This window comes from Mesorhizobium sp. P170090, assembly GCF_057786115.1.
Genome location: NZ_JBYNWH010000001.1, coordinates 2,043,358 through 2,069,142, shown reverse-complemented (window position 1 = coordinate 2,069,142; position 25,785 = coordinate 2,043,358). Strand labels below are relative to the sequence as shown.

At 59.8% G+C, this 25,785-nt stretch carries 17 protein-coding genes; 9 read left to right on the top strand and 8 right to left on the bottom strand.

The window, feature by feature from the left end:
- Position 1 precedes the first annotated feature (1 nt).
- Positions 2-1,534: an E2 ligase fold family C protein gene (locus AC3EML_RS09860; protein ID WP_352521970.1), complete on the top strand. Its 1,533-nt coding sequence runs from the start codon at positions 2-4 to the stop codon at positions 1,532-1,534.
- Positions 1,535-1,759: 225 nt separating this feature from the next.
- Here the strand turns inward: AC3EML_RS09860 and AC3EML_RS09855 are convergent, their stop codons facing one another.
- Both AC3EML_RS09855 and AC3EML_RS09850 read right to left on the bottom strand, forming a co-directional pair.
- The gene (locus AC3EML_RS09855; protein ID WP_488505396.1) at positions 1,760-3,175 is read right to left on the bottom strand and encodes a mannose-1-phosphate guanylyltransferase/mannose-6-phosphate isomerase; all 1,416 of its coding nucleotides are present in this window, start codon (positions 3,173-3,175) and stop codon (positions 1,760-1,762) included.
- A gap of 241 nt (positions 3,176-3,416) precedes the next feature.
- The gene (locus AC3EML_RS09850; RefSeq protein WP_352460376.1) at positions 3,417-4,403 is read right to left on the bottom strand and encodes a nodulation protein NodZ; all 987 of its coding nucleotides are present in this window, start codon (positions 4,401-4,403) and stop codon (positions 3,417-3,419) included.
- A gap of 993 nt (positions 4,404-5,396) precedes the next feature.
- On the opposite strand from AC3EML_RS09850, the gene gmd reads away from it, so the two are divergent.
- The 3 genes from gmd to AC3EML_RS09835 all read left to right on the top strand — a co-directional run bounded on the left by gmd (position 5,397) and on the right by AC3EML_RS09835 (position 9,186).
- On the top strand, positions 5,397-6,467 hold the full coding sequence (gmd, locus tag AC3EML_RS09845) for a GDP-mannose 4,6-dehydratase (protein WP_352460375.1): 1,071 nt from the start codon (positions 5,397-5,399) through the stop codon (positions 6,465-6,467).
- Positions 6,467-7,411, top strand: coding sequence for a GDP-L-fucose synthase (gene fcl, locus AC3EML_RS09840; protein WP_352445705.1), 945 nt, complete (start codon positions 6,467-6,469; stop codon positions 7,409-7,411). Before gmd ends, fcl begins: the two co-directional genes overlap by 1 nt.
- Before the next feature lie 353 nt (positions 7,412-7,764).
- Positions 7,765-9,186, top strand: coding sequence for a phosphomannomutase (locus tag AC3EML_RS09835; RefSeq protein WP_352460374.1), 1,422 nt, complete (start codon positions 7,765-7,767; stop codon positions 9,184-9,186).
- Positions 9,187-9,354: 168 nt separating this feature from the next.
- On the opposite strand, the gene AC3EML_RS09830 is transcribed toward AC3EML_RS09835, so the two are convergent.
- The 4 genes from AC3EML_RS09830 to pdxR form a co-directional block, all read right to left on the bottom strand.
- Positions 9,355-11,751 (bottom strand): transketolase, encoded by a 2,397-nt coding sequence (locus AC3EML_RS09830; RefSeq protein ID WP_352521969.1) that lies wholly within the window; start codon positions 11,749-11,751, stop codon positions 9,355-9,357.
- Positions 11,752-11,802: 51 nt separating this feature from the next.
- On the bottom strand, positions 11,803-12,732 hold the full coding sequence (locus AC3EML_RS09825) for a PDR/VanB family oxidoreductase (RefSeq protein WP_488505191.1): 930 nt from the start codon (positions 12,730-12,732) through the stop codon (positions 11,803-11,805).
- A gap of 27 nt (positions 12,733-12,759) precedes the next feature.
- Positions 12,760-13,251, bottom strand: a complete 492-nt coding sequence (locus AC3EML_RS09820) for an MOSC domain-containing protein (protein ID WP_352460406.1) — start codon at positions 13,249-13,251, stop codon at positions 12,760-12,762.
- Between the two features lie 156 nt (positions 13,252-13,407).
- The gene (gene pdxR, locus AC3EML_RS09815; protein WP_352460405.1) at positions 13,408-14,913 is read right to left on the bottom strand and encodes a MocR-like pyridoxine biosynthesis transcription factor PdxR; all 1,506 of its coding nucleotides are present in this window, start codon (positions 14,911-14,913) and stop codon (positions 13,408-13,410) included.
- Between the two features lie 74 nt (positions 14,914-14,987).
- Here pdxR and AC3EML_RS09810 point away from each other — a divergent pair, with 74 nt between their 5' ends.
- Positions 14,988-16,220: a trans-sulfuration enzyme family protein gene (locus AC3EML_RS09810; RefSeq protein ID WP_023692489.1), complete on the top strand. Its 1,233-nt coding sequence runs from the start codon at positions 14,988-14,990 to the stop codon at positions 16,218-16,220.
- 52 nt (positions 16,221-16,272) lie between these two features.
- Positions 16,273-17,175 carry a dihydrodipicolinate synthase family protein gene (locus AC3EML_RS09805; protein WP_352460371.1) on the top strand — a complete coding sequence of 301 codons (903 nt, stop codon included), beginning with the start codon at positions 16,273-16,275 and terminating at the stop codon, positions 17,173-17,175.
- A 34-nt stretch (positions 17,176-17,209) separates the two neighbouring features.
- Here AC3EML_RS09805 and AC3EML_RS09800 read toward each other — a convergent pair whose 3' ends face one another.
- Positions 17,210-17,572: a hypothetical protein gene (locus AC3EML_RS09800; protein WP_352460370.1), complete on the bottom strand. Its 363-nt coding sequence runs from the start codon at positions 17,570-17,572 to the stop codon at positions 17,210-17,212.
- A 776-nt stretch (positions 17,573-18,348) separates the two neighbouring features.
- Between AC3EML_RS09800 and AC3EML_RS09795 the strand changes: the two genes are divergently transcribed.
- The 3 genes from AC3EML_RS09795 (at position 18,349) to AC3EML_RS09785 (ending at position 24,225) form a co-directional block, all read left to right on the top strand.
- Complete coding sequence (locus AC3EML_RS09795; protein ID WP_023708041.1) at positions 18,349-18,807, top strand: (2Fe-2S)-binding protein; 459 nt, start codon at positions 18,349-18,351, stop codon at positions 18,805-18,807.
- A gap of 3 nt (positions 18,808-18,810) precedes the next feature.
- Positions 18,811-21,021, top strand: a complete 2,211-nt coding sequence (locus AC3EML_RS09790) for a xanthine dehydrogenase family protein molybdopterin-binding subunit (protein ID WP_352460368.1) — start codon at positions 18,811-18,813, stop codon at positions 21,019-21,021.
- A gap of 1,140 nt (positions 21,022-22,161) precedes the next feature.
- Entirely contained in the window at positions 22,162-24,225 is a 2,064-nt protein-coding gene (locus tag AC3EML_RS09785) for a carbamoyltransferase family protein (RefSeq protein ID WP_352460404.1), read from the top strand.
- A 905-nt stretch (positions 24,226-25,130) separates the two neighbouring features.
- Here the strand turns inward: AC3EML_RS09785 and AC3EML_RS09780 are convergent.
- Entirely contained in the window at positions 25,131-25,769 is a 639-nt protein-coding gene (locus AC3EML_RS09780) for an FMN-binding negative transcriptional regulator (protein ID WP_352445693.1), read from the bottom strand.
- Positions 25,770-25,785 lie beyond the last annotated feature (16 nt).

Genomic DNA, 25,785 nt, shown 5'->3' with positions numbered 1-25,785 from the left:
GATGGCACTTGCTAATTTCATCGACCGCGCCGCCACGGCAGCATCTCAGGTCCTGGCCGACTTTCATCTCGCTGACTTCAAAGCGGCTCTCGAAAAGCAGGTCGTGGCTGTCGCCTTCGACAGCCAAGCGGCATCGTGTGCCGAGGGCCAGGCGACGCTTGACCTTACGGTCAGGTTGCTTGCCAGACTGTATCCGGTTCTGGCCATACTCCCCCTGGATATGGCCGCGAGCTCTCAAGCACAAGCACTCGAGCGCTTGGCAAAGTCGATCAATCCAAAAATCAGCATCCGGCGTTCCGGCAAGTATGCGACGGTCTGTGTAGCTGCAGGCGCGGTGCACCCATCACTTCGGTGCCCAACGTTTTTCATGGGATCCCAGGGTTGGGCGGCAAAGCTGTCGCGGACGGACCCGGTGGGCTCTGGCTCGAGCTTGCTGCCTTATGGAGCTGGCGCCGCAAGCTGCTTCGCCGCGGCCAACGTCTTTCGAACCATCTTTGCTTCCCAGCTGACCGGCGCCGAGCTGGACGAGAACATCGACCTCTCTTTATGCACCTACAACAAGAGCAACGCCGGCGATTCCAGCCCCTTAAATTTCGCTGTCAACCTTGGCGAAACGCACCTCGTTGGGCTCGGCGCGATAGGCCATGGCTCGCTCTGGGCGCTGGCGAGGCAATCCGGTCTGTCGGGGCGCCTGCATGTAGTTGATCACGAAGCTATCGAACTCTCAAACCTGCAGCGCTACGTGTTGGCAGGTCAGGCGGAGGTCGGCCTCTCTAAGGCGGCCCTCGCAACCAACGCCCTTCGGTCCACCGCCCTTGAAGTCGAGGCGCACCCTATGAAGTGGGCAGAATATGTTGCGCGCCGGGGCGACTGGGTATTCGACCGAGTGGGTGTGGCGCTTGACACCGCCGCCGACCGTCTGGCTGTCCAAGGTGCTCTGCCCCGATGGATCGCGAACGCCTGGACTCAGGAGCAAGATCTAGGCATCTCGCGGCATGGTTTCGATGACAGCCAGGCTTGCCTTTGCTGCATGTACATGCCGACCGGGAAATCCAAGGACGAACACCAACTGGTCGCGGAGGAACTCGGAATGCCGGAAGCACACGATGAGGTAAAAACGCTCCTGCAGACTAATACAGGAGTCCCCAATGAGTTCGTAGCTCGGGTGGCTACGGCGATGGCTGTGCCGTTTGAGCCGCTCGCCGCGTTTGTTGGCCAGCCCCTCCGTTCCTTTTATCAGCAGGCTATCTGCGGCGGTCTGGTGTTCCAGCTTAGCGATGGAAGTCGTCTCGTTCGAACCGTGGTTCCGATGGCCTTTCAATCAGCGCTTGCCGGGATCATGCTTGCCGCAGACCTGGTCAAGCATAGTGCGGGTTTTCCGATGAGTCCGACAACCAGCACTCGCGTGAACCTACTGCGCCCCCTTGGTTCTCACCTCCATGATCCGAAAGCCAAAGATTCCAGCGGCCGCTGCATCTGCAGCGATGAGGATTTCATCGCCGCCTACAGGCTGAAATACGGGCTGTGCCGTTGAACAGCTGAGCAACGGGTCCGCCTAAGAAAGATCTGAAGTCTTCGTTACCGCGGACGGCGCGCTGTCAAGCGCTCACCGACGTTTTCGACCACGATCGAGTGCCTGATGAGAGCGCGGGGCGGATACTATGACACGCTCGGCCCGCTGCTTGCCAATGTCAGGCCCAGAACCCACGACAGAGATCCTTGAGCGACGCCTCGTCGTGTAACTTTTTTGTACTGTTATCTACGTTCGACCATATTCGTCGTCGAAGCGAACGATATCATCCTCGGCGAGATAATCGCCGCTCTGCACTTCAATGATCACCAGGTCAATTCTGCCTGGGTTCTCGAGCCGATGCTTATGGCCGCAGGGGATGTAAGTAAATTCGTTTGTCCCCAGGAACAACTCCTGCTCGCCATTGACGATCTTGGCGGAGCCGCTGACCACGACCCAGTGCTCCGAACGATGATAGTGCATCTGCAGGCTCAACTGGCGACCGGGCTTCACCTCGATGCGTTTGATCTTGAAGCGCTCGCCTTCCTCCAGAACCGTAAAGGTACCCCAGGGCCGGTGTACCGTGCTATGGACCAGATGGGCTTCATGTCCCGAAGCCTTGAGGCTCTCGAAGAGCTTCTTAACGTCCTGAACGCGGTCGCGGGATGTGACAAGCAAAGCGTCCGGGGAATCAACGATCATCAGGTCGCTTACGCCCACCGTGCCGATGACGCGTTTGTCGGAGCTCACATAGGTGCCGGACGTGTCGACCATGTGCACATCGCCGCGTATCCTGTTCCCGCTTTCGTCGGGGGCGATTAAATCGGCCATTGCGTTCCAAGATCCGATGTCGTTCCAATCCATGTCGCAGGGAATCACGGCAAGTTTGTTAGTTTTCTCCATGACAGCGTGGTCGAGCGAGATCCGCGGCGCGGAACCGAAATGCTCAGGCGCGAGTTCGATTTTGGCAAAGCCTTGGCATTGACTGGCGCGGCCGTTCTCGTAGCTGTCGGCGACGGCCTGGAGCACCTCGGGACAATGCAAAACCATCTCGTCGAGCATGGTTTGCGCACTGAAGCAGAAGATGCCGGCGTTCCAGAAGAAGCGTTGAGACGCGACATAGGCTTTGGCTGTATCCAGATCCGGTTTTTCAACGAAACGGACGACGTTCTCACCATCTGCTTCGATGTAGCCGAATGCCGTGTCCGGTCTGGTTGGGGTGATGCCCAATGTGGCGATCCGCCCGAGCTTCGCATGTTCCATGGCCAGGCCCATGACGTCTAGAAACGCAGGCAGGTTGCTAATCAGGTGATCGGCCGGGAAAACGCACAGGATCGCGTCAGGGCCTTGCGTTGCCCTCGCATGGATCGCGGCTGCAGCCACGGCGGCGGCCGTATCCCGAGCTTCGGGCTCGAGCAGAAACGTGCGTGGCAGGACCACGGAATCCAATTCGTCAAATTCGTCCTTGGTCAGGAAGAGGTGTTCCCCGGATGTCACAGCGACGAGTTCCACGACACCTTCTATCGAAGCGGCGCGCAGCACAGTGTGCTGAATGAGAGAATATCCATCCGCTACTTTGAGGAAAGGTTTGGGGTGCGATTGCCTTGAGGCGGGCCATAGCCGCGATCCGGCTCCGCCGCTGATGATCACGGGAATCACTTTCATAACTAACCTCGATTTCGTCTCTGGAGTGATCGCCCGCGTTCTTTCGAGCGTCAGCGTCACGATCGCCGTCGCTCTGGCTTGTCTGCGGCCCCGGCGTAACAGCGAAGTTCTGGCGCGTTGCGGGCGGCGCCAGATGACGACCCTACCGGTAATGTACGACGCCTCCACTGGCGTCGATGAGAAATGCGCATTCAACTAAGCCTGTTGGTTGCCTCTGCCGAATTGCGCAAGGTCGCGGGTCTTAACTGAGATCAGAGACTTGGCTGTCTTCTATCAAAGTCAAACGACTTGGCTCCTTCAGATCGAATTCAATTACCCGTGGTGCGAATAGACGTGCATATCGTGTAAAGGCGCTCGTCGGGGGAAACCGAATTACGGTATCGCAGCGCCCGAGAAGATACATCTCAACGAGGGCGGAAATTCCGCCGTCAATCCCGAGTGCTGCAGTGTGTAAGGGGCCACCTTGATTGGATCCGAAGTGCTTCGGGACAGTGAGCAGATCGGGAAACCTGGCCGACAGAAGATCCAGTATCCGCGCGCTGTCCGTGCATAAGAACAGCCGCACAGGCCTAGGGTGCGGTAACGCCTTAGCCTTCTCAATTGCAGCGCACACTTGCCGAACGGCGAGCTCCGGATCGGCCCAGTAGGGCGCATGCTCCATGATGTCTTCACCGTTGCCGTGCCGAACATGAATCCCGATGATGCTGTGCCCCTCAAAACATTCCTGATAAATGGCATCTATGCGGGCTTGAATTTCTGGCCGAGGCTTGACACTCTGGAACACCTGCCGCTCTGCTTCCTCATCGCACCGCCACATCAGACAAGCGTCACACACTACTGTGTTCGCTTCGACATCGTGTTCGGCCTGAAAGAGCTCGCCCAACTCATCGCGCTCTTGGAAAATCTGCTCATCTGGCCGGTAAAGGCACTCGATCGCCGGCCTGTTCCACCACTCTGGGAAGAATGGACCAGGGAAGGAAACGTCCTTGATCCGGTCGTCGGAAATAGCCGGCACCCCAGCGATGTCATTGATCGGCTGGAAGAACACCGGAAACGCATTTGTGAAGGGTTGGTCGAGGTAGCAGGCGCCCCGCCAGTCGATGGCTAGAGTTCGTCCCGACCGCTGCGCGTAGCGCCAAGCGGCCGCCAACGACCACAGACAATCACCGAACCCCGTACGCCTCCGAGAGACGACGAACCGGCGCTTTTCCAATCCACTAACATGCATTTTCGGAAATCTCGTTTCGGAGAGGAGGTTGCATCCGGTTTAGAATCCTTAGTCGACACTAGTAGACCCTGACGCCGGGCCCTTGGCAGAGGCCGGGCCATAGGGCAGAAGAGCTCACTCAGCACTGCCCACTAATCCCGTGACGCTCGCAAAGCTTGAAGCCGATGCCCTCGCTTCCGGTTGCCCTCGCTTCCGGTTCAGCCTTCTCTACTGGGCCTCCGCGGCATATGTAAAATCTATTGAGTGGATGCCGGCCATCCATGTGTTGGATGCCATGATGAAGGGGCTCGGCTGACGCGGGCCCGGTCAAAAGAGCCGAAATAGCCGGGAAACGCTGCGACACTGCCTGCCGAAGCAAATCATTCCGTCGACGCCGTACGCCAAGGGTGCAAGGCTGCATACAGCAACCGATACCGGGCGAGATGAGGTCGACGGCTCGACGCGCCTGGAACCAGCTGATCGACAGAATCCGCAGTCGGCTCCCAAAGTTCTGCACGACCTGTGCCGGATGCTGTGGTGAGGGCTCGCGGCCACGAACTTTGTCCTCACCCCGAACGGAAGCTCGCGCTACGACTCCGGGCCGGCGATGCGCCCCGCTGCTCGCTCAGACCATCCATTCTGTGGATGCACTTTATCCAAACAATCGATTTCACTGATCCAAACAATTCCCATTAGAAGACGCTGAAGCAAGAAAGAAAGGCGTCCTCACTCGCTGATAGAAGAGCAAATCAGCTGCAAGGTGCTTGGAGTACAGTCGCTCACGGCGTGAGCTGAGCGGTACTCTGACCGCATGTACGAATCCGACAGGTGAGCGGCGCAACTCTATTTTGCTGCGACTCCAAGCAAGAGCAGGTGTGCTCGGCTGGCGGACTGTCAATGACGAGCCGCGCGCCGCATCTGTCGAGTGCTCCATAGGGCACGGGGCGGGCCGCACATTGTGTCGGCGTGGCGAGCCCGGAGCCGAAACTTTAAAATTTATAGAGCAGGAATAGAATGGGTGATAGCAGGAAAGTTGCTCTTATTACGGGCATAACTGGACAGGATGGTGCCTATCTTGCCCGTCTTCTTCTCAAAAAAGACTACATCGTTCATGGGATTAAGCGACGTTCCTCTTCCTTCAACACCGGTCGTATCGAAGACCTCTACCAAGACCCGCACGAATCCGATCCGCGCTTAATCTTGCATTACGGTGATCTCACCGATTCGACAAACCTCATCCGCGTGGTTCAGGAATCTCAGCCAGACGAAATTTACAACTTGGCTGCTCAGAGCCATGTCCAGGTGTCGTTCGAAACACCTGAGTACACAGCAAACGCGGACGGTATCGGTACATTGCGACTTCTTGAGGCGATTCGCCTCCTCGGTCTGACGGACAAGACCCGCTTCTATCAAGCCTCGACTTCAGAGCTATACGGCCTCGTGCAGTCCGTACCGCAGAACGAAACGACGCCCTTTTACCCGCGCAGCCCTTACGCCGCCGCCAAGCTCTACGCCTACTGGATGGTCGTGAATTATCGCGAGGGCTATGGTATGCACGCTTCCAACGGCATTCTTTTTAATCACGAAAGCCCCCTTCGTGGGGAAACTTTTGTGACGCGCAAGATCACCCGCGCTGCCGCTGCTATTTACCTGGGCAAGCAGGACAAGCTTTATCTCGGCAATCTCGATGCTCAACGCGATTGGGGGCATGCGCGTGAGTACGTGCGAGGTATGTGGATGATGATGCAGCAGGATCAACCGGATGATTACGTGCTGGCTACGGGCAAAACGACTCCTGTCCGCCAATTCGTCGAGTGGGCTTTCGAAGATGTCGGCGTCGAGATCGAATGGCGTGGCAAGGGTGTCGACGAAAAGGGCCATGATGTAGCGAGCGGCAGATGCCTAGTCCAAGTGGACCCACGCTACTTCCGCCCCACGGAAGTCGATCTTCTCCTGGGTGACGCTACCAAGGCAAAGGAGAAGCTCGGCTGGGTGCATGAGATATCCGTGCGCGACCTTGTTGCGGAAATGGTCCGCGAAGACCTGAAGGTCATGCAGACATCTGTAGTCATGAAGGAAGCGTAATGTATGATCTGAACGGAAAAACCGTGTGGGTCGCTGGCCATAAAGGTATGGTGGGCAGCGCTGTTGTACGCCGCCTCGCGTCCGAAGACTGCAAAGTTGTGGCCGCCCCTCGGGGAGAGCTAGATCTCAAGCGACAGACCGAAGTTGAAAACTTCGTGGCAGTGATGAAACCGGACGCTATCGTTATGGCGGCAGCAAAGGTAGGCGGTATTCTCGCGAACGCCACCTATCCGGTCGACTTTCTTTACGACAATCTGATGATCGAGGCCAATATCTTCGCGGCAGCCCACGAAAACAATGTCGACCGCGTCCTCTTCCTCGGCTCGTCTTGCATCTATCCGAAGATGGCACCACAGCCCATTCCTGAAAGCGCGCTATTGACCGGGCCACTAGAGCGCACCAACGAATGCTACGCCGTCGCCAAGATCACCGGCATCAAAATGGCTCAAGCCTATCGCCAGCAATATGGCCGTGACTACATCTCCGCTATGCCGACGAATCTCTACGGGCCAGGCGACAATTATGACTTGCAGTCAAGCCACGTCATCCCAGCGCTGATCCGGAAAGCGCATGAAGCTAAGCTCATAAGTGATAAGCAAATCACCATCTGGGGCACGGGCACACCACGTCGGGAATTCATGCACGTCGACGACTGCGCCGACGCATTAGTCTTCCTTCTGAAGAACTACTCTGACCATGATCACGTGAATCTCGGCTGCGGACAAGACATCACGATCCTAGAGCTGACTAGAATGATCTGCCGTGTAGTCGGATTTACCGGGGAGATCGCGCATGATCACTCTAGACCTGACGGTACACCGCGAAAGCTGATGAGCGTCGACAAGCTGCGCACTTTGGGATGGGCAGCAAAGATCACTCTCATGGAAGGCATCGAGAGTGTCTATCATGCATTTCTGAACGGGAGCTACACCGAACGGCGATAGATAAGAGGATTTGCTGCGTCTCAGGCCTGTACGCGCTTTCGGGACCCAGAGCTAATGTGGACTGAGACAATCACTCGATGGCGATAGCGCTCATGTGAGCCAGCCGCGAGGAGCCCTGCCGGACCCGGACCCCATCCGCTCCAACCTCGTCGCTATGAAGGTCACGGTGCGCTGCCCACGCCGGCGCCGACTGCGTCAATCCTCACAAAGGGTAACCGTCGAGAACCGAACGCGTCTACGGTAACCGAATGTACTTCTTGTTCTCGTCCGAGGGATCTGTCGATGGGCATTCCGGACGAGCCAAAGTTTGAGCATGTTACCTTCAAAACCCGGTTAGCAACGTCGGATTTGGTATGAAATTCGGAACAAGTGGATTACGGGGCCTGGCGACAGAACTAGCAGGAGCCGCCTCTGCCCTATATGCAACGGCATTCGCGACATTCCTGCTGGAATCCGGCCTGGCTAGAATTGGCGACGAGATACTCATAGGGCGCGACTTTCGCGCCTCGAGTCCGGCCATCGCCGCCGTCTGTGCGGCGGCACTGTCTGCGCTCGGCTTCATCGTAGTCGATTGCGGCGCAGTCCCCACCCCTGCCCTGGCACTGTATGCTCAGGCGCGTAAGAGTGGTTGTTTGATGATCACAGGCTCGCACATTCCGGCCGACCGTAATGGAATAAAATTCTATCGACCCGACGGTGAGATCGACAAGGGTGATGAGCGGGAGATAACGCGCATCGCCTTGCAGTTGGAGAAGCGCGGACACGTCCTTGAAGGTGCTGTTGCACGTCGGCAGCACCGGGAGGCCGAATGCAAGGCCTTTTTCATGGCGCGCAATCGAAAGCTTATGGAGATTAATGCTCTAAAGGGCTTAACGGTGGGCGTATATCAGCACAGCACAGTCGCGCGCGATCTCTTGGTTGACATTCTCTCATATCACTGTGCGACGGTCGTAACCCTGGGACGTTCGGAAGGTTTTATTCCTGTCGACACTGAAGCGGTCTCTGACGAGACTGCTCAACAGTTCAAGCTCTGGGCCAAAGAGCATCGGCTTGATGCGGTCGTCTCGGCAGATGGCGATGGTGACCGCCCACTGGTAGCTGACGACCACGGAGACCCCCTTCGCGGTGATTTGTTAGGCCTGATTACGGCGAACTTCCTGCAAGCGAAGGCAGTCGTCACGCCGGTCACATCAAACTCTGGTATCGAGACCGCAGGTTCTTTTAAAGTCGTGCGTACCAAGGTTGGATCTCCATTTGTTATTGCTGCCATGCTCGATTTGGTTGCGTCGGGTCACGAGCGCGTGGTTGGTTTCGAAGCAAACGGTGGTTTGTTGACCGGCACGGACTTTGACCCGAACGGAACTAAACTGCCAGCGCTACCTACACGCGACAGTTTTCTCCCCATCCTTGCGGCACTTTCCCTTGTTAATACAAGTGGGCAGCCACTGTCGGAGATTGGCAGTTCCTTTCAAATGCCGGCAGCGGCGGCGGATCGCTTGGAAAATTTTTCCGTCGAAAGCAGCACTCGCCTCATGACATACCTTCGTACAGCGGAAACTAACATCGCCGCCTTCGTCGGGTCGATTGGAGTGGTAAGCAAGGTTAGCGATGTTGACGGACTTCGTATCACTCTCGCGGATAAGCGTGTCTTGCATTTGCGTCCATCCGGAAATGCCCCGGAAATGCGGTGCTACGTCGAAGCCGAAAATCGGGAGGACGCGGAGCTTTTGCTCCGGACTGGATTGGATCGAATTCGTAATTGGACCCAAGGCTAAATAAAAGCCGCCTCCCTGCGTATTCCAGGTGACCCTGGGGGTCGCACAAGCTACTCAAGCGCGATCAGAACGTCCACAGTGTCCCGGCCCTGTCCGCTTTGAAGCGAACCGGAACGCCTGTGGAAACAGCCGATCCGTACCAGCCACGGAGCATCCGGTAGCTCATGGTCAAGGCAGCGCCTTCCGGTAGCGAACAGCCGGTCCCGCACTGACCGCATGCGCCGCATGTACGATGGCGTTGGTGTCCAGGCCGTGGTGACGGTATAGGTCCGCAATAGTCCCCGTCTGGCCGAACTGCTCGACCCCGAGCGCCTTCACGCGATGCCCGTTAACCCCACCGAGCCACGCGAGCGTCGCCGGGTGGCCGTCGATCACGGTGACGATGCCGCAGTCACGCGATAGCGGCGCGAGCAGCCGCTCGATATGACTCAGGGCGCCAATCGCGCCACGCTGCCGGGCACGTTCCGCCGCCTGCCAGCCCGCATTAAGCCGGTCCGCGGAGGTGATCGCGAGCAGCCCGACATCGCGCCGGTCCTCCGCCAGAAGACCCGTCGCGGCAATCGCCTCCGGCGCGACGACGCCTTGATAAGCAATGACGACACTCGCGTTGGGCCCAGGCGGACGCAGCCAATAGGCGCCATTGACGATGTCCCGCGCGAGCGCCGGGTTCATGTCGCGCAGCGGCTGCTCGAGCGGCCGGGTTGACAGGCGAAGATAGACCGATCCTCCGGTCTGATCACGCAGCCACGTCGTCTCATCCGGATCCCCCTCGCCATTACGTTGCATGTAATCGAAGGCAAAGCGCATGATCACGGACAGTTCGTCGACGAAGGCCGGTTCGAAGGCGCAAAGCCCATCCTGCGCCATGCCGATCAATGGGGTGCCGATCGACTGGTGTGCTCCGCCCTCGGGCGCCAGCGTCACGCCCGAGGGCGTTGCGACCAGCATGAAGCGCGCATCCTGATAGCAGGCGTAGTTTAGCTGGTCGGCCGATCGGTAGATGAAGGGATCATAGACTGTCCCGATCGGCAGCAGGCGCACGCCATTGATCGAGTGCGAGAGACCGAGCGCCCCGAGCATGATCATCAGGTTCGACTCGGCGATCCCGAGCTCGAGGTGCTGCCCCTTCGGCCCAAATTCCCAGGTAAAGGTCGACGGAATGCGTTCGGCCTTGAAGGTGTCCGTCATGGTCTCCCGGGCGAAAAGGCCGCGCCGGTTGACCCAGCCACCGAGATTGGTCGAGACCGTCACATCGGGCGAGGTGGTGACAATGCGGTCGGCAAGCAGACTGCGCTCGCGTGCGATGTCGTTCAGGATCTGGCCGAACCCCATCTGGGTCGAGAGCGGCTTGCCGGGCTGCCCCGGTGACGGAAGGGTTTCAGGCACCGGCACCGACGGCGCAGACAGCCTCCTATGCCCCTCACTGAAGAACGGCGCGTTTGCGAAGAAGGCGTCAAGTTCCGCTTCCGGCAAGGTGGCGGCCGCCCATTTGTCCCACTCCTCACCCCGCTTTACGCCCATTTGCAGGCGGTAGTCTTCCATCTGCGTGGGCGTCATCTGCCCCGCGTGGTTGTCCTTGTGTCCGGCAAGCGGCAGACCGTAGCCCTTGATGGTGTAACAGATGAAGCAGACGGGACGGTCATGCCTGGACGCCGCCTCGAAGGCTTCGAGGAGGCTCGGCATGTCATGCCCGCCAAGGTTCGTCATCAACGCCTGCAACTCGTCGTCGGAGCGGCGTTCGATCAGAGTGGTGACCGGCCCTTGGTCTCCGATCTCGTCGAGCAGCCGCTTGCGCCAGGCAGCACCCCCTTGGAAGGTCAGCGCCGAATAGAGCTGGTTCGGACAGCGCTCTATCCACTCGAGCAGCTTCTCGCCCCCCGGCTCGGCAAAGGCAGCCTCTTGCAGAGCGCCGTGGCGCAGGACCATCACGTCCCAGCCGAAGTTGCGAAAAATCTGCTCGAACCGCTGCCAGAGGCCCTCCCGGATCACGGCGTCGAGCGACTGGCGATTGTAGTCGACCACCCACCAGCAGTTCCTGAGCCCGTGCTTCCAGCCTTCGATCAGCGCCTCGTAGATGTTGCCCTCATCCATCTCGGCGTCGCCGATCAGGCTGACCATTCGGCCCTCGGTACGCTCCTTCATCCAGCCGTGACCCGAGACGTAGTCCTGCACCAGCGACGAGAACAGCGTCTGAGCAACGCCGAGACCCACCGACCCGGTCGAGAAGTCGACATCGTCGACATCCTTCGTCCGCGAAGGGTAGCTCTGCGCGCCCTTGTAGCCGCGGAAGTTCATGAGCTTTTCATGGGTCTGGTTGCCCGCCAGATACTGAAGTGCATGGAAGATCGGCGCCGCATGGGGTTTGACCGCCACCCGATCCTGCGGGCGCAGGACCGAACCGTAGAGCGCGGTCATGATGGTGCTCAGCGACGCGGACGAGGCCTGATGCCCCCCGACCTTGATCTCATCGCCCTCGCGGTGGTGGTTGGCGTGGTGGATCGTCCAGGCTGCGAGCCAGGAGACGCAGCGCTCGATCTCGTTTAGATATTCCAGTTTCCTCGTCATTCAGTTTCCCGCAAATCAGCTGCCGGTCTCACAGGACCCCCGCCCAAATGGTCAAAGATCGAGCTTCAACACACCTGTCGCGCGCGACACGCAGGGGATGAAGCGGTGGCCGCGTGCCTCTTTGGACAGGACGGCATCCCGATGGATCGGCTGTCCCGCCAGCATTGCGCATTCGCAGGTCCCGCACACCCCGTTCTCACACGAGGCCATCAACGGCACACCGGCCGCACGCAAGGCGGCCAGTGCCGTGGTCTCAGCCGAAACCTCAACCACCCTGCCCGCACGGAGTTCTATGACGAATGGTTCCGGTGGCGCGCCATCAAACTCGGGAGGCTGGAAAGTTTCGAAATGAACCGTGCCCTCGGGCCAGGGTTCAGCCGCCCGCCCCACGGCGGCCATGAATCCAGGCGGCCCGCAATAGTAAACCTGAGCCTCGACCGAATGGTTCGCCAGCAGCGCGGCGATGTCCTGGCGGGTCGCCGGCTCGTCGTCGAAATGGAACCGAACATTATCGCGAGGAAGATCGTCCTCGATTACCTCCAAGAGTGGCGTGAGCGCCCGGCCGCGGGTGAAATAGTGCAACTCGAAGGGCTTGGCCTGCCGGGCGAGCGCGCGCGCCATGGCCAGAACCGGGGTGATCCCGATCCCCCCTGCCAGCAGCAAAGTCGGCCCCTCGCCTGGCTTGAGAGCAAAATGGTTGCGTGGCGCGGAGACAGGCAGTGTGGAGCCGACGACAATGGTTTCGTGGATCCACGCCGAGCCGCCACGGCCGTCATTCTCGCGCTTCACCGCGATGGTGTAGCAGCTGAGCTCGGTCGGGTCGCCGCAAAGTGAATACTGACGTACCTTTCCTTCGGGAAGATGGACATCAACGTGAGAACCCGCTTCGAACGCCGGCAGCACAGGTTTGCGTGGGTGTTTCAGGTCGATGACCAGCACGTCGCCCGGCTCCTTGCGGACAGCGGTCACGGTCAGCTTCATGATAATACGCGGCGAGGCCATGGCGTTTCACTCGTCGATGGGCAAGATCAGATCACCGGGGCGGATCACGCCCCCGACCTCGATTGTGCAGTTCAGGCCGGAGCGGTTCAGAAGCCCCTCGTAGAGACCCGGAAGCCCCAGCAACTCCTCGATATACTTGCACGGCACATTCATCCGGGCGGCTCTGAGGATCGTTTCCCCGACCCGGAAGCGTTTGCCGACAAGATGGCCAAGCGGAACGCCTCGTGTCGTCAGATTGCGCCGGTGATCTTCGGGTGCGAGCTTGGCCTTGAAGCCCGGAATCCTGGGCTCGCCCTTCGCGATGGCGTCCAGAACTTCAGCTTCGATCAGTGTCACCTCCCGAACGTCAGGACGCGCCGAATAGGTCCCCGTCCCCAGGTAGTAGCGGTCTCCGACAATGCCTTGGCCGGCAATAAGCTGCGCCTGCGCCAGCTCCTCCATTTCATAGGAGGCAGCGGGCGCGATATGGACGTGAAGCAGCTTTCCTCGCCAGGTCATCATCGCTCTCGGAATTCGTCTCGTGGAACCTGCTGCAAAACTGGCCTGATCAACAGCGCCAGTTGCATGGCATTTTCCCGGTCCAGTTGGCTGTCTGGAAAGAAATACGAGGGGTCTCGGACCGTTTTCAGCGCCAGCTTTCGACGTCGCCCCGTCTCAGTTGTTCCGCGCCGGCATCGCGTCTTGCACCTGCTTGACAACCTCTCGCAGGATCTCAACGCCCTTCCCGATCTGCCGAATGCTCAAGGCGGCATAGCCCATGACAAGTCCGACGCGATCGGTGCGGCCTTCGTCCGATGGCCGTTCGTAGAGCGGCGAGATCAAGTGTAGCCCCAGGCCAGCGTCGCGGGCGGATTCGACCAAGGCCGTTTCCCGCGATCGTGGCAGGTCATTGAACCAAACCGCGACGTGCAGTCCCGCATCAGCTCCCTGGACAGTGATGCGATCCCCGAAGCTGTGCTGCAAGGCACCCAACAACGTTTCCCGACGCTCGCCGTTCAGCCTGCGCACACGGCGCACATGGCTTTCGTAGCCGCCGCTCTCGATCAACGATGCCAGCGCTTCCTGTTCAGCGACCGGCGAATGCCGGTCTGCGAATTGTTTGGCGGTTGCGAAGACCTCCTGCAATTCGGGCGGGAGGACGAGGTAGCCGATGCGCAGCATCGGCGAGAGCGTTTTGGAGATCGTGCCGAGATAGATGACAGCCCCGTGGTCCTCGAGACTGTGCAGCGGAGGGACCGGATTGATGTCGTAGCGATATTCGCTGTCGTAGTCGTCCTCGATCACATAGGCGTTGTTGTGCCGCGCCCATTCCAGAAGCTGATGGCGGCGCGCGATCGGCATGACGCCGCCCAGCGGAAACTGATGCGATGGCGTCACATAAGCCAGTCGTGCTCCGATCCCCGCCAGCAACTCGGTCCTCATGCCGTATTCATCGACGATGACCGGGATGGGTGAAGCACCCGTACTGGCAAAGACCTGACGCGCCATCCTGTAGCACGGATCCTCGATGACGAAGCTGTCGGCGGGATCGAGAAGCAGGCGCGCGCACAGATCAAGGCCCTGCTGCGAACCGCTGACGATGACGATCTGGTCGAGGTCGCAGCTGAGGGTCCGAGCGCGCCAGAGATATCCCTGAAGCGCCTGGCGGAGCCGGCGCGAGCCGCGAGGATCGTCATAGGCAAGACGCAGCGGGCGCTGCCCCATCGCCTCGTTCATCGCGCGTTTCCAGACCAATGATGGGAAATCCGACGGTGCCAGGTCCCCATAGCGGAACTCGACCTTCAGCCCAGTCGGCAGATAATCTGGCCAGGGTGACGTCGCGCGCAGCCGCTCGCCATATGCGGACAGGTGGATTGGGCCGACCCGTTTCGCGTGAGTGCGGCCCGTCTCATGGCCGATCAACGAAGACGCAACGCGAGGTCGCGCGCCTTGACGGGCTTCGATGAAACCCTCCGCAGCCAGTTGCTCATAGGCGACCGTCACCGTGGTTCGCGAAACGCCGAGGTCATTTGCCAGGGCCCGGGAGGATGGCAACTGACTGCCGGTTTCGTAGACGCCGCCGAGGATTTGCTCGCGAAGGGCTTCGTATATCTGGCGTGCACCCATCGCATGCAAGCGCGCTGCAGACCCGGCACTTGAAGACTGGACCATCTCTTTCATCGCCAACTGGATATTTCACATCGGCCAGTTTGCCGTCAATGTTTTCGGAGCCTAAGAAAGATCTCAGAGGCCGAATGACCCGCAAATATCAATCCGAAACCGATGCTCCAACGGGGTCTCTCAACCGCACCAGCCCCGGATTTGCCACCCGGGCGATCCATCATGGCTACGATCCGGCCGGCTTTTCCAATGCCGTCCAGCCGCCAGTGTTCCTGACGTCAACCTATGGGTTCGAAAGCGTGGCAGCAAACGAGGCCGCCGCCGCTCTTGGTGGACGGCTCTATGCGCGCGAATACAATCCGACGACCGAGATCCTCGAGCAGCGGCTCGCCAATCTGGAAGGAGCCGAGGCGGGGCTGGTTGTTGCCTCGGGGATGGCGGCCTTCGGCACGCTGATCCTGTCGCTCCTGTCCCAAGGCGATGAACTCATCGTCCACAAGACGCTTTATGCGAACACGCTTGCCATGGTCGAACAGGCGGTCCCCCGCTTCGGCATCAAGGTCGTCGCGGTCGATCTGTCCGATCCCCAAAATCTCGATGCCGCGATCACCGAGCGGACGCGGCTGGTTTTCTTCGAGACGCCGGTCAATCCGCTGAGCCGCATCCTCGACATCGCGGCAATTGCCGAGCGCGCTCACGAGCGCGGTGTAAGGGTTGCAGTCGACAGCACCTTCGCCTCGCCCGCGCTCCAGCGACCGCTTGAGCACGGGGCGGACATCGTGCTCCACTCGCTGACCAAGTACATCAATGGTCATGGCGATGCCCTTGGCGGAGCGCTTCTCGGCGACGCGCAAACGCTCCGCACGCTGCATGAAACCGGCCTGCGCTACATCACCGGCGCAGCGCTCTCGCCCATGTCAGCTTTCCTGATCCTGCGCGGTCTGAAGACGCTGACGCTGCGCATGGAACGGCACAGCGCCACGGCCCTTGCGGTGGCTCGGGCGCTGGAAGCGCACCCGGCAGTGGCATTTGTGAGTTATCCCTTCCTCGACTCGCACCCTGATCAGGTGACGGCGCGAAAACAGATGTCCAACGGATCGGGCATGTTGGCCTTTGGCCTCCACGCTGGATACGAAGGAGCGCGCCTGATGATGGACCGGCTCAACCTGATCACTCGCGCCGTCAGCCTCGGCGATGCCGACAGCCTTATCTATCATCCAGCAAGCCTCACCCGTGCTCGGCAGCCGATCCGCAAGGATGCCCATTTGGCCGATGGAGTGGGCGAGGACCTCATGCGTCTCTCGGTGGGTCTTGAAGACGCCGATGACCTCATCGCAGACCTGCGGCGGGGTCTGGACGGCTTATGATGACCTGTCGTGTGGCCACCCTTGCGCTCACGCATGAACCTGGAGCCTTGCCATGGCATTCCTGAGCGGTCTTTCCGCGTTCCCCATTACGCCGACCGATCGTGACGGCCGTGTCGATAGCGTTGGTCTGCGCAAGCTGATTTCTCGGCTTGGCGCCGCTCAGGTCCATTCAATCGGTCTTCTCGGCAGCACCGGCACATACATGTATCTGTCGCGGGAGCAACGGCGGCGGGCGCTCGCCGAGACCTTGGACGAAACCGCAGGGCGAATGCCGGTCGTGGTGGGTATAGGCGCGCTGCGCACCGACGAAGCCGTGAGGCTCGCGCAGGACGCCAAGGCCCTTGGAGCTGCCGCGGGTTTGCTTGCCGCCGCCTCCTACACCCCGCTTACTGATGACGAGGTGTTCGAACATTTCTCCACTGTGCCGCGTGAAAGTGGCCTGCCGATCGTCGTCTACGACAATCCAGGAACGACGCATTTCCATTTCAGTCCACCCCTTGTCAGCCGCCTGGCAAAGGTGGCTGGGATTGTCGCCATCAAGAATCCGACAGACAAAAGCGATGCGATCAAGAACCACCTGACCGCCCAGAGGCGCACACTGCCGGAAGGGTTCTCGATTGGCTACAGCGGCGACTGGAACGCCGCCGAGGCCATGATCGCCGGCGCCGACACATGGTACAGCGTCCTCGCGGGCATCCTGCCCGAGGTCTGCATGACGATCGTCACAGCGGCGCAACAGGGCGATGCGGCCGAAGCGCGACGGATCGATGCCGCGCTGGTCCCGATCTGGAGCCTCTTCAAGGAGTTCTCGAGCCTTCGCGTCGTCTATGCACTCGCTGAATTGCTCGACATTTGCCGCGCCGACCCCCCGCGTCCCATCCTGCCTCTGCCCCCAGCAGCGAAGCGCCAGATCGCCGCCGCGTTGGAACGCTTGCCATCGGATGCCAGCCGGTGAACAGCAAACCCCGTTCGGCAAGTGAAAGGAAGTGTCATGTATTTACCCGCTCATTTCGAGAACTGATCGAAAACAACGCACTCGGCGTGCTGATAGCCATGGCTGGAGCGGTCTCGACGCCAATCACACCCCCTTCGAACTCGACAATCGACTGCGGAGGTACAGACTGCGCAGGGCACTCCGCCCATGCCGCACCGTTCGCCTTCAAACTAGGAATCGGTGGTTTATCCATTGGAATGGCATCGAGCCGGCGCTTTACTTCCGGCCCGGTGCGCGCATTGAAGCCGGTGCCAATGCCGCCGGCGAACACCAGATTTCCGTCCTCGACATTCGCCAGAGCACGCTTCCCGACCGCCGTAACTGTTGCCGGGTTCGCAGCCGATGACGATGAACTCATCACTCAGCACGCATTTTGTCTCACCCATTCTTGGCGCCGGCCGGATCGATATGGACTGACACGCAGCTTGGAGACGATGCCGTCGAGGCCGAACTGGGAGACTTGCGCGAGAATGTCGCTGCCGCCGCTGATCTCGTCGCTCAGAACGATGCCGTTTGGCGGCGTCTCAGCAGGTTAACTAGCGGTTTGCGCCGATCGACGAGTGGCCGATCGCGAAGACCCTCGCCGTCGATCTTGAGCAGGTCGAAGCCGGCAAGCATGGTCCTGACGTCTCCCGCCGCGGCCAAGAGCCCGCTGAAGACTGGGAATGCGCGACAAGCCTTCTGGTCAACGACGAACGCCTCACCGTCTATTATCGCGTCCGAGGCGCCGAGCTCGGCCACCGCCCGGGACGATAGCCGGAAACCTGAGGGTCCAGTCGTGGAGGTTGCGGGTCGAGGTAGGCCCCCATCGATAGTCGTCCCATTTCATTTCGTGTAGCCAATCAGGGCCCTGCCGGACGCGGCCGACCAGCGGTCGATGTTCGCGACGACCCGAATGTCCAGTCTCGTGTAACCCAGCCTAAAGCGGCCTGTCCGCCCAAAAAATGACATTCAGTTGCCTCCAGCCTTTCGACACGACCCACTTCACGATCTCGTAACTCGCCAACCTAGCGGCTTGTTGCTTGAGCTGCGCGTTCCTAGGGTGTGGTCGGCTAGGCCTCAGCAACAAGAGCTCGGTTGCCAGGCGGGCGGAGGCTCAACGAGATAGCCAGCTCAGGACAAGGAGAGCAAGCAATGGTCGCTTTTACCCTCAATGGCGAGGCGCGAACACTCGACGTCGATCCAGAGATGCCGCTGCTCTGGGCGGTCCGTGACGTCATCGGACTCACGGGAACGAAATTCGGTTGCGGGCTTGCCCAGTGCGGCGCTTGCACGGTTCACGTTAACGGCATGCCGACGCGCTCGTGCCAGACCGCAGTCGGCGACATCGAAGGAGCCTCGATCACCACCATTGAGGGTGTGTCGGGCAAGATAGGCGAAACGGTCCAGGCCGTGTGGGCCGAGTTCGACGTACCTCAATGCGGCTATTGCCAGTCTGGCCAGATCATGTCGGCCGTGGCCCTCCTTACAGAGACGCCTAAGCCGTCGGACGATGATATTGATTCGGCGATGAGCGGCAATCTCTGCCGCTGCGCCACCTATCATCGCATCCGCGCGGCCATCCACGAGACCGCCAACCGGCTGGAGACTTGAGGCATGTCGCAGTTTCTCTCGAAGCATAACTCCGTGCGGCCCACGCGCCGCCGGTTCCTCGTCGGCGCGGGCGTCACCACCGCTGGCCTCGCCGTGGGCTACCGGCTAGTGCTGGCGGCGTCCGACATCGCACAAACGACTACTGCAAAGGTTCAGGCGAACCCCTTCCAGACCTATGTCGAGATCACAAAGGAGAACCGAATCATCATCTACTCCTCGCAGTTCGAGATGGGACAAGGCTCCTATTTCGGCATCGCCACCCTGGTTATGGAAGAGCTCGACGGCGACTGGGCGCAGGTGGACGTGGTCGGCGGATATGGCAATACCGCGCTCTACGGCAATCTCGCCTGGGGCGGGGCCGCACAGGCAACTGGTGGCTCCACGTCGATGAGTTCGTCGTGGGAACGCTACCGCAAGGCGGGTGCTGCCGCACGGGCCTTGCTGGTGGCGGCCGCGGCGCAGCGGTGGGATGTGCCAGCCGGCGAGATCAAAGTCGCTTCCGGGGTCGTGTCGCACGCCTCAGGGATGCAGGCGCGCTACGGTGACCTGGCTGAAGCCGCAGCGGGAATGCCGGTTGCCGACGACGTGCCGCTAAAGCCGCGCGACAAGTGGGCCCAGATCGGATCGGACAGCCTCAAGCGCTACGATTCCGCCGGCAAGACCAACGGCGCGCAGACCTACACGATCGACCTCGTGATGGAGGGACTCCAGACGGCCGTTATGATCCATCCGCCGAAGTTCGGCGCCGAGATCGAGAGCTTCGACGCAACCAAGGCCAAGGCACTCGACGGCATTGTCGATGTCGTCCAGACGCCGCGAGGCATTGCCGTGGTTGGCAGGGACACCTGGACGGCGCTCAAGGGCCGCGACCTCGTGGAGGTGACCTGGAACGAGGAGAAGGCCGAAGGGCGCGGCACGGCCGAGATCATGGCCGAATACAACAAGGCAGCAGACGATCTGGGCGCGGCCACCGCGCGCGACGACGGTAACACTCCCGCAGCGTTCGCCAGTGCTGAGAAAATCATCGAGGGGCACTACGAATTCCCCTATCTTGTCCATGCTTCGATCGAGCCACTCAACGCGGCCGCCCGAATCAACGAAGACGGCACCATCGACGTCTGGGGCGGACACCAGATGCCCGACCTTTATCAGGCGGCTGCCGCTCAGGTAGGCGGCACCACGCCGGACAAGGTGAGGCTGCACGTGATGAAGACCGGCGGCAGTTTCGGCCGCCGCGCGGTCTTCGATGCAGATGTCATTATCGAAGCTGTTTCCACAGCGCGTGCACTGGGACGCGGCAAGCCGGTGAAGGTGCAGTGGACCCGCGAGAATGACATGCGGGGTGGGCGGTACCGGCCGGCCTATGTGCACGCAGTCAAGGCGGGGCTCGACAAGAAAGGCAATGTCGTCGCTCTCCATGACCACATCGTGGGCCAATCGGTCTTGGTCGGTTCGACCTCTGCGGCGATGATCAAGAACGGCATCGATCCAACCTCCGTAGAGGGCGCCACCAACCTGCCCTATGCGATCCCGAACCTGAAGGTCGAGCTGACCACCACGGACGTGAACATCCCGGTGCTGTGGTGGCGTTCGGTAGGCTCCACCCACACCGCTTACGCGATGGAAACCCTGATCGATGAGCTCGCCGCCGCTGCGAACCGTGATCCGGTCGACTTCCGCTTGTCAATGCTCGGTCACCATCCACGGCATGCCGCCGTGCTTAAAGTGGCTGCTGAGAAGGCAGGCTGGGACAAGCCTCTGCCGGAAGGCCGTTTCCGCGGCGTGGCCCTGCATGAAAGCCTCTCGACCTATGTCGCCGATGTGGTGGAGATCACCCTCAACGATGAAAATGGTTTCAAGGTCGACCGCGTCGTCTGCGCGGTAGATTGCGGCACCGCGATAAATCCTGACCAGATTCGCGCTCAGATGGAGGGCGGTATCGGCTTCGGGTTAGGCGCGATCCTCCAGGAGGAGCTGACCCTGAAGGGCGGTGTCGTAGACCAAGAGAACTACGATACCTATACACCGCTCAGGATCGAGCAGATGCCGCGAGTCGAGGTGCACATTGTGCCGTCCGAGGAGCCGCCCACGGGAGTTGGTGAGCCAGGTGTGCCGCCGATCGGCCCGGCCGTCGCCAACGCGCTACGGGCGGCGACGGGCAAGACTATCCGCAAGCTGCCGATTATAAAGAACATGTCAGGAATGACACCATGAAACAGCCGCGATGAAGATCGCGCCGTTTTCGAACGCCTCCTGACAGGCGCTCATCTCCATGGGTCAAATTCCGGCGGCTGCCCGCTCCAATATCCGGTTTGGAGACGGCACCCCGTGTTCTGAACGACCACAGACGGGCCTTGGCGCCGGTTCCACTGAAGAACCGCTTTCGAGACGCAAATGCGTCCACTCCATGAAGAGCACAACCGTATAGCACCAGGAAGGCTAGCTACCTCCATCGCTTCGGAGACCCAGGAACCCTCAGAAAACCGAACCTCCCGAGCTCAGAGGCGCTCGTGATCACAATCGCGCTGGTGCGTGGATCATTGTTCAAGGGTTTGCCGATAGGCAGGCGAGATGGCCGATCGACATGATCTTCGCCCGATGCCCTACAAACACAATGCCAGCCGCTGTCAGGGAGTCACGAAGACGAAGGCAATGAGGGTCGACGCCGATACTCATCGTTTAGTTGACAGAGCGCTTGGAATGCCATGCGCTTCACATCGGAGTAGCCATCCGGGAAGCCTGAAGCGCTTTGAAACGCATGTGCTGCGGCTGTTATTCATAGCGTGGATGACTTTGATCAAAACAATCGATTTCATCACTCTTCCGGAATCGTGCATGGACAAAAAAAGAGCCTCACGCACCAATCACACGCTGCTCTATCGCGTGACGAAAGCTGCCTTAGGAATAATCCAAAGGAGAAAATCTTCGATGCGCACTGACGTGCAGTGGAGGTCGTGCCGAGAAAGTGAGTTGCAACTGGCCGACAATGTCGGGCGGTGCGACCATGGTCGCTTCGGAGAATGAAATCGGGCCAGTTCAAGGAGGCGGTACTGTTATTCGTCGACGGCCGCCCTTCCCAAGAACAGGCGGCATCGCAAGTTGGTTCTGCCGATGAAAACGACAGCGCCGGATACATGTCAGCAGCCGCTCAGGATTGGATGATCCAGCCAAGCTCTCGGCGTGATGGCACCGTAGGTGTCACAGTCGAAACATCTCATTGATCGTTTATGAGGCTTTCTTCGATGCCGCTGATGCCGGACGGGCGGTCGCAGCTGCAGGCGACAACACGGCCTATTTAGTTGGAAACAGTCGAGGTAGGCCAATTTGGCTTCCCGTTACTATTTGGAGAAAGAAATGCTGTGTCTAGGAATCAGCGGCGGACTTGACCAAGTCCATGAAAACCGATTCGAGCGTCCGAACGCCTTTATGCACGATGGCGCCGCGGTGCTCGTCCGAGACGGAAAGGTGATAGCCGCCGTAGAAGAGGAACGCCTCAATCGAATCAAGCACTCGAACAAGCTGCCAAGTGGTTCGATTCAATACTGTCTTTCGACGGCCGGGGTTCAGCTCAGCGACATTGATCGTGTCGCGGTCTACGCCAGCGAGACCTACGCCAACGCCATGCTTGAAGGTATGTCCGCTTCCCAACCGGACATTCTCTCCATTCCGTTGGATGCTAAAATGTTGGTGCAGAAGCTGTTAGCGCGTGAGTTCGACACTAAGTTGGACAGTTCACGTATTTCATTCGTAGGTCATCATCAGGCGCACGCCGTGAGCGCCTTTGCAATGTCGGGCTTCGAACAAAGTCTCATTCTAGCGATTGATGGCTGTGGTGATTTCCTGTCGGGCCTTGTGGCGGTAGGGTCTGGCACAGAAATTACGCAAATCGAGGCTTTCCCGGAGGACAATTCTCTTGGGCTGTTTTATCTCGAGACGATCCGCTGTCTCGGCTACGGCCTGTTCGACGAGTATAAGGTAATGGGACTCGCGCCCTATGGCGACCCCGCTCCCTATCGCGAGCTCTTCGAGCAGTTCTACGAGCTCTCCGCCAACGGTAGCTACCGTGTTCACCTCGACCGCATCGGTCCGGCGTTGCTCCGCAACATCGAGATCAGGCGAAAGGGAATGCCTTTCACCCAGCAGCATCGAGATGTGAGTGCGTCACTGCAGGAAGCGCTTGAGCGGATCGTGTTCCACATTCTCCGGCACCACCGTGAGGCCACCGGCATGAAGCGGTTGTGTCTGGCGGGAGGGGTAGCCCACAACTGCACGATGAACGGCAAGCTGCTGTATTCAGGGCTTTTCGAAGACATCTTCGTGCAACCCGCGTCTCACGACGCTGGCTGCGCATTGGGAGCTGCGCTGATAGTCTCTAACGAGATGGGCCGCCCCGCGCCGCGTGAGCGACTGCAGGAGGTCTATTGGGGTCCTGATCTCGGGAGCGACCGCGCCGTGGAACAGGAACTGAATGCATGGGCCGGACATCTCGAGGTTGAACGCTCTGACGACGTAGCGAGCAGTGCAGCCGACTGGATCGCCAACGGCGCCGTGATCGGCTGGGTGCAGGGTCGTTCGGAGTTTGGGCCACGTGCGCTGGGCAACCGCAGCATTCTTGCCGACCCTCGGCCCGCTGCAAACAAGGACCGGATCAATGCCATGGTCAAGAAGCGCGAAGGCTATAGGCCTTTCGCACCATCTGTGCTGGAAGAGGATGCGAGCGAATTTTTCGACCTCCCGGACGGTAAGCACGAATTTCCATTCATGAATTTCGTCGTTCGCGTGCGTGACTCAAAGCGCGCCTTGTTGGGTGCCATTACGCACGTCGACGGTACGGCTCGGCTGCAAACAGTATCGCGCGATGCCAACCCCGCTTACTGGGAGGTCATCAATGCGTTCAAGAAGCGGACAGGCACTCCAATTCTGCTCAATACGTCCTTTAACAACAATGCTGAACCGATCGTGGATACGGTTGCAGACGCGATTGCCACATTTTTGACGACAGAGCTGGATGGACTTGTGGTCGGGCCCTTCCTGGTAAAAAAACGGGCTGCAACGCTGCAGGATTGGACTGCGCTTGCGATTTCATTGCCTCCCTCAGTCTCCCTCCATCAAACCCGTGCTTACACAGCGCGAGATCATCAGGAGACTGTCTGCGAGATTATTCCGAACCACTTCAGCATTGACAGTGTGCGAATTTCAAACGACCTGTTTAATCTGCTGATGCGGATTGAGGGCGAAGCCGTGTTAAGCGAACACCTCAATATAATTGCGCCGGATCAGGCTGAGCATGAAGCTCTGATGGAGGACCTGCGAAGACTGTGGGAGCAGCGCCTGGTTCGGCTGCATCCCTCCCAAGCTGCTCGGATGGATGATGGGTCCGATCAAACGCTGGACCAGCCTAATAGGCTATCAATGTGATAGAGATGCCGCTCAAGCTCGGCCAATCAATAGTGTTCATCGACCCCGCCTGCGAGCTCACCGCTGTGATTAGGGGGGTCGAGGTCGCCCTGGTCAGTATGCTTAGGAATGCTATTGAATGGGTCGTGTGCTAGCGTTCTCTACTCGATTTTGCCTACTCTGACGAGAAGGTCACGTGCCGACAGCAGCACCCGCACGACACAGGTGCCGTGGCTCTTGATGCGAACCTGCTTAAACCATCCGGTCCGTCCGATCTGAGCAAGGGCCGCCGCTCGTGGCGGCCCGATTTGTCCGGCATCATCGAGAGGGCGGCGCTTGACACGATCGGAAGTCCGCGCTTCCTTAACTCGTTCCAGAGCCAGATCGCAAGCGGTCACGGCTCCATGCCGATCCGCTCCGTCTCCTCAGCTCCACAGTCCCGCCCGGATCTCCCAGTCGCGCCCGGGTAGCCATTGCGCTGCAAGGCGGGTCTGATCGCTACGGCGGCGCCGCCACCATCTCCATCAGTCGGTTCGGCGACAAAGCCAATCATCTCCCGTAAGAGAAGTGCTTTCGGGCAAGTTCCGCAGGTTCAAGGAGATCGTTGACGGCGCCGCACTTGGAGCTGCGTCGAGCGCATGGTCGAGCTTGCCGCCCCAAGTACGTGGCTTCGAAACGCGTGCGATTGCGCCTCATTCAAAACCGCTGCGCGGCTGGTCGCCGACATACGAGGGGGCGCAGGCGCCTGAAACGAACCCGTCGGTCACGACGGAGCAATCCTGCCGCCTGACCAGGCGCGTGGAAAAGTATCACAACGGTGACCACAGCGTCGCTTCAGGCCGTCAAAAGCTATTGCCGTGCGTCAAGGCGGGCTAGGTGACCCGTCGGAAGCCGGCACCAGCGGCTTTGTCGGGACAAGACACATGCTATTGGGATTTGGCCGCCGCAGCCGCGAGCATCGCTTCTCCCATCGCAATGGCCCCTTGGGCACGCAGCATTTCACCAGGGTTCTGAATGTCGCGCACCTCTTTGTTCTGGCTGAGTTTTGATTTTCCAACCAGGCCGGTGATCTCGATCTCCAGGGCGACGATTGCCTTGACCATCGTGTCGATGAAGTCCCTCGGCGCGTCGCCCATCTTCCATGGGACCGGCTGCGAGGTTTCTTGCACATGAGTGAGCTTCGCCACGTTGCGGCGCACATACCGCTCATCATCCCGGACAGTGATGCGTCCGTGGGCATGGACGACGAGATAATTCCACGTCGGCACCTGCTTGTGGAATTCATGCTTGCTTGGATACCAGTTCGGCGAGATGTAAGCGTCGGCCGCACGGAAGATTACGAGAACCTCATCGCCATTGGCGACTTCCTCCCAGACTGGATTCTTGCGGGCAACATGGCAATTGAGGACGCCCTTGTCTCCCTTCGAGCGGTCGAGCTCAAAGGGGACGTGGTTCGCGTCGAGGATGCCTTTGCTGTGGGTGACCAGGATACCGAGCGGGTGTCTCTCGATAAGCTCGAACAGGGCGTTCTGATCGGGGACGGCAAAATGGGGCGGAACGTACAACGCTAAATCTCCTGTC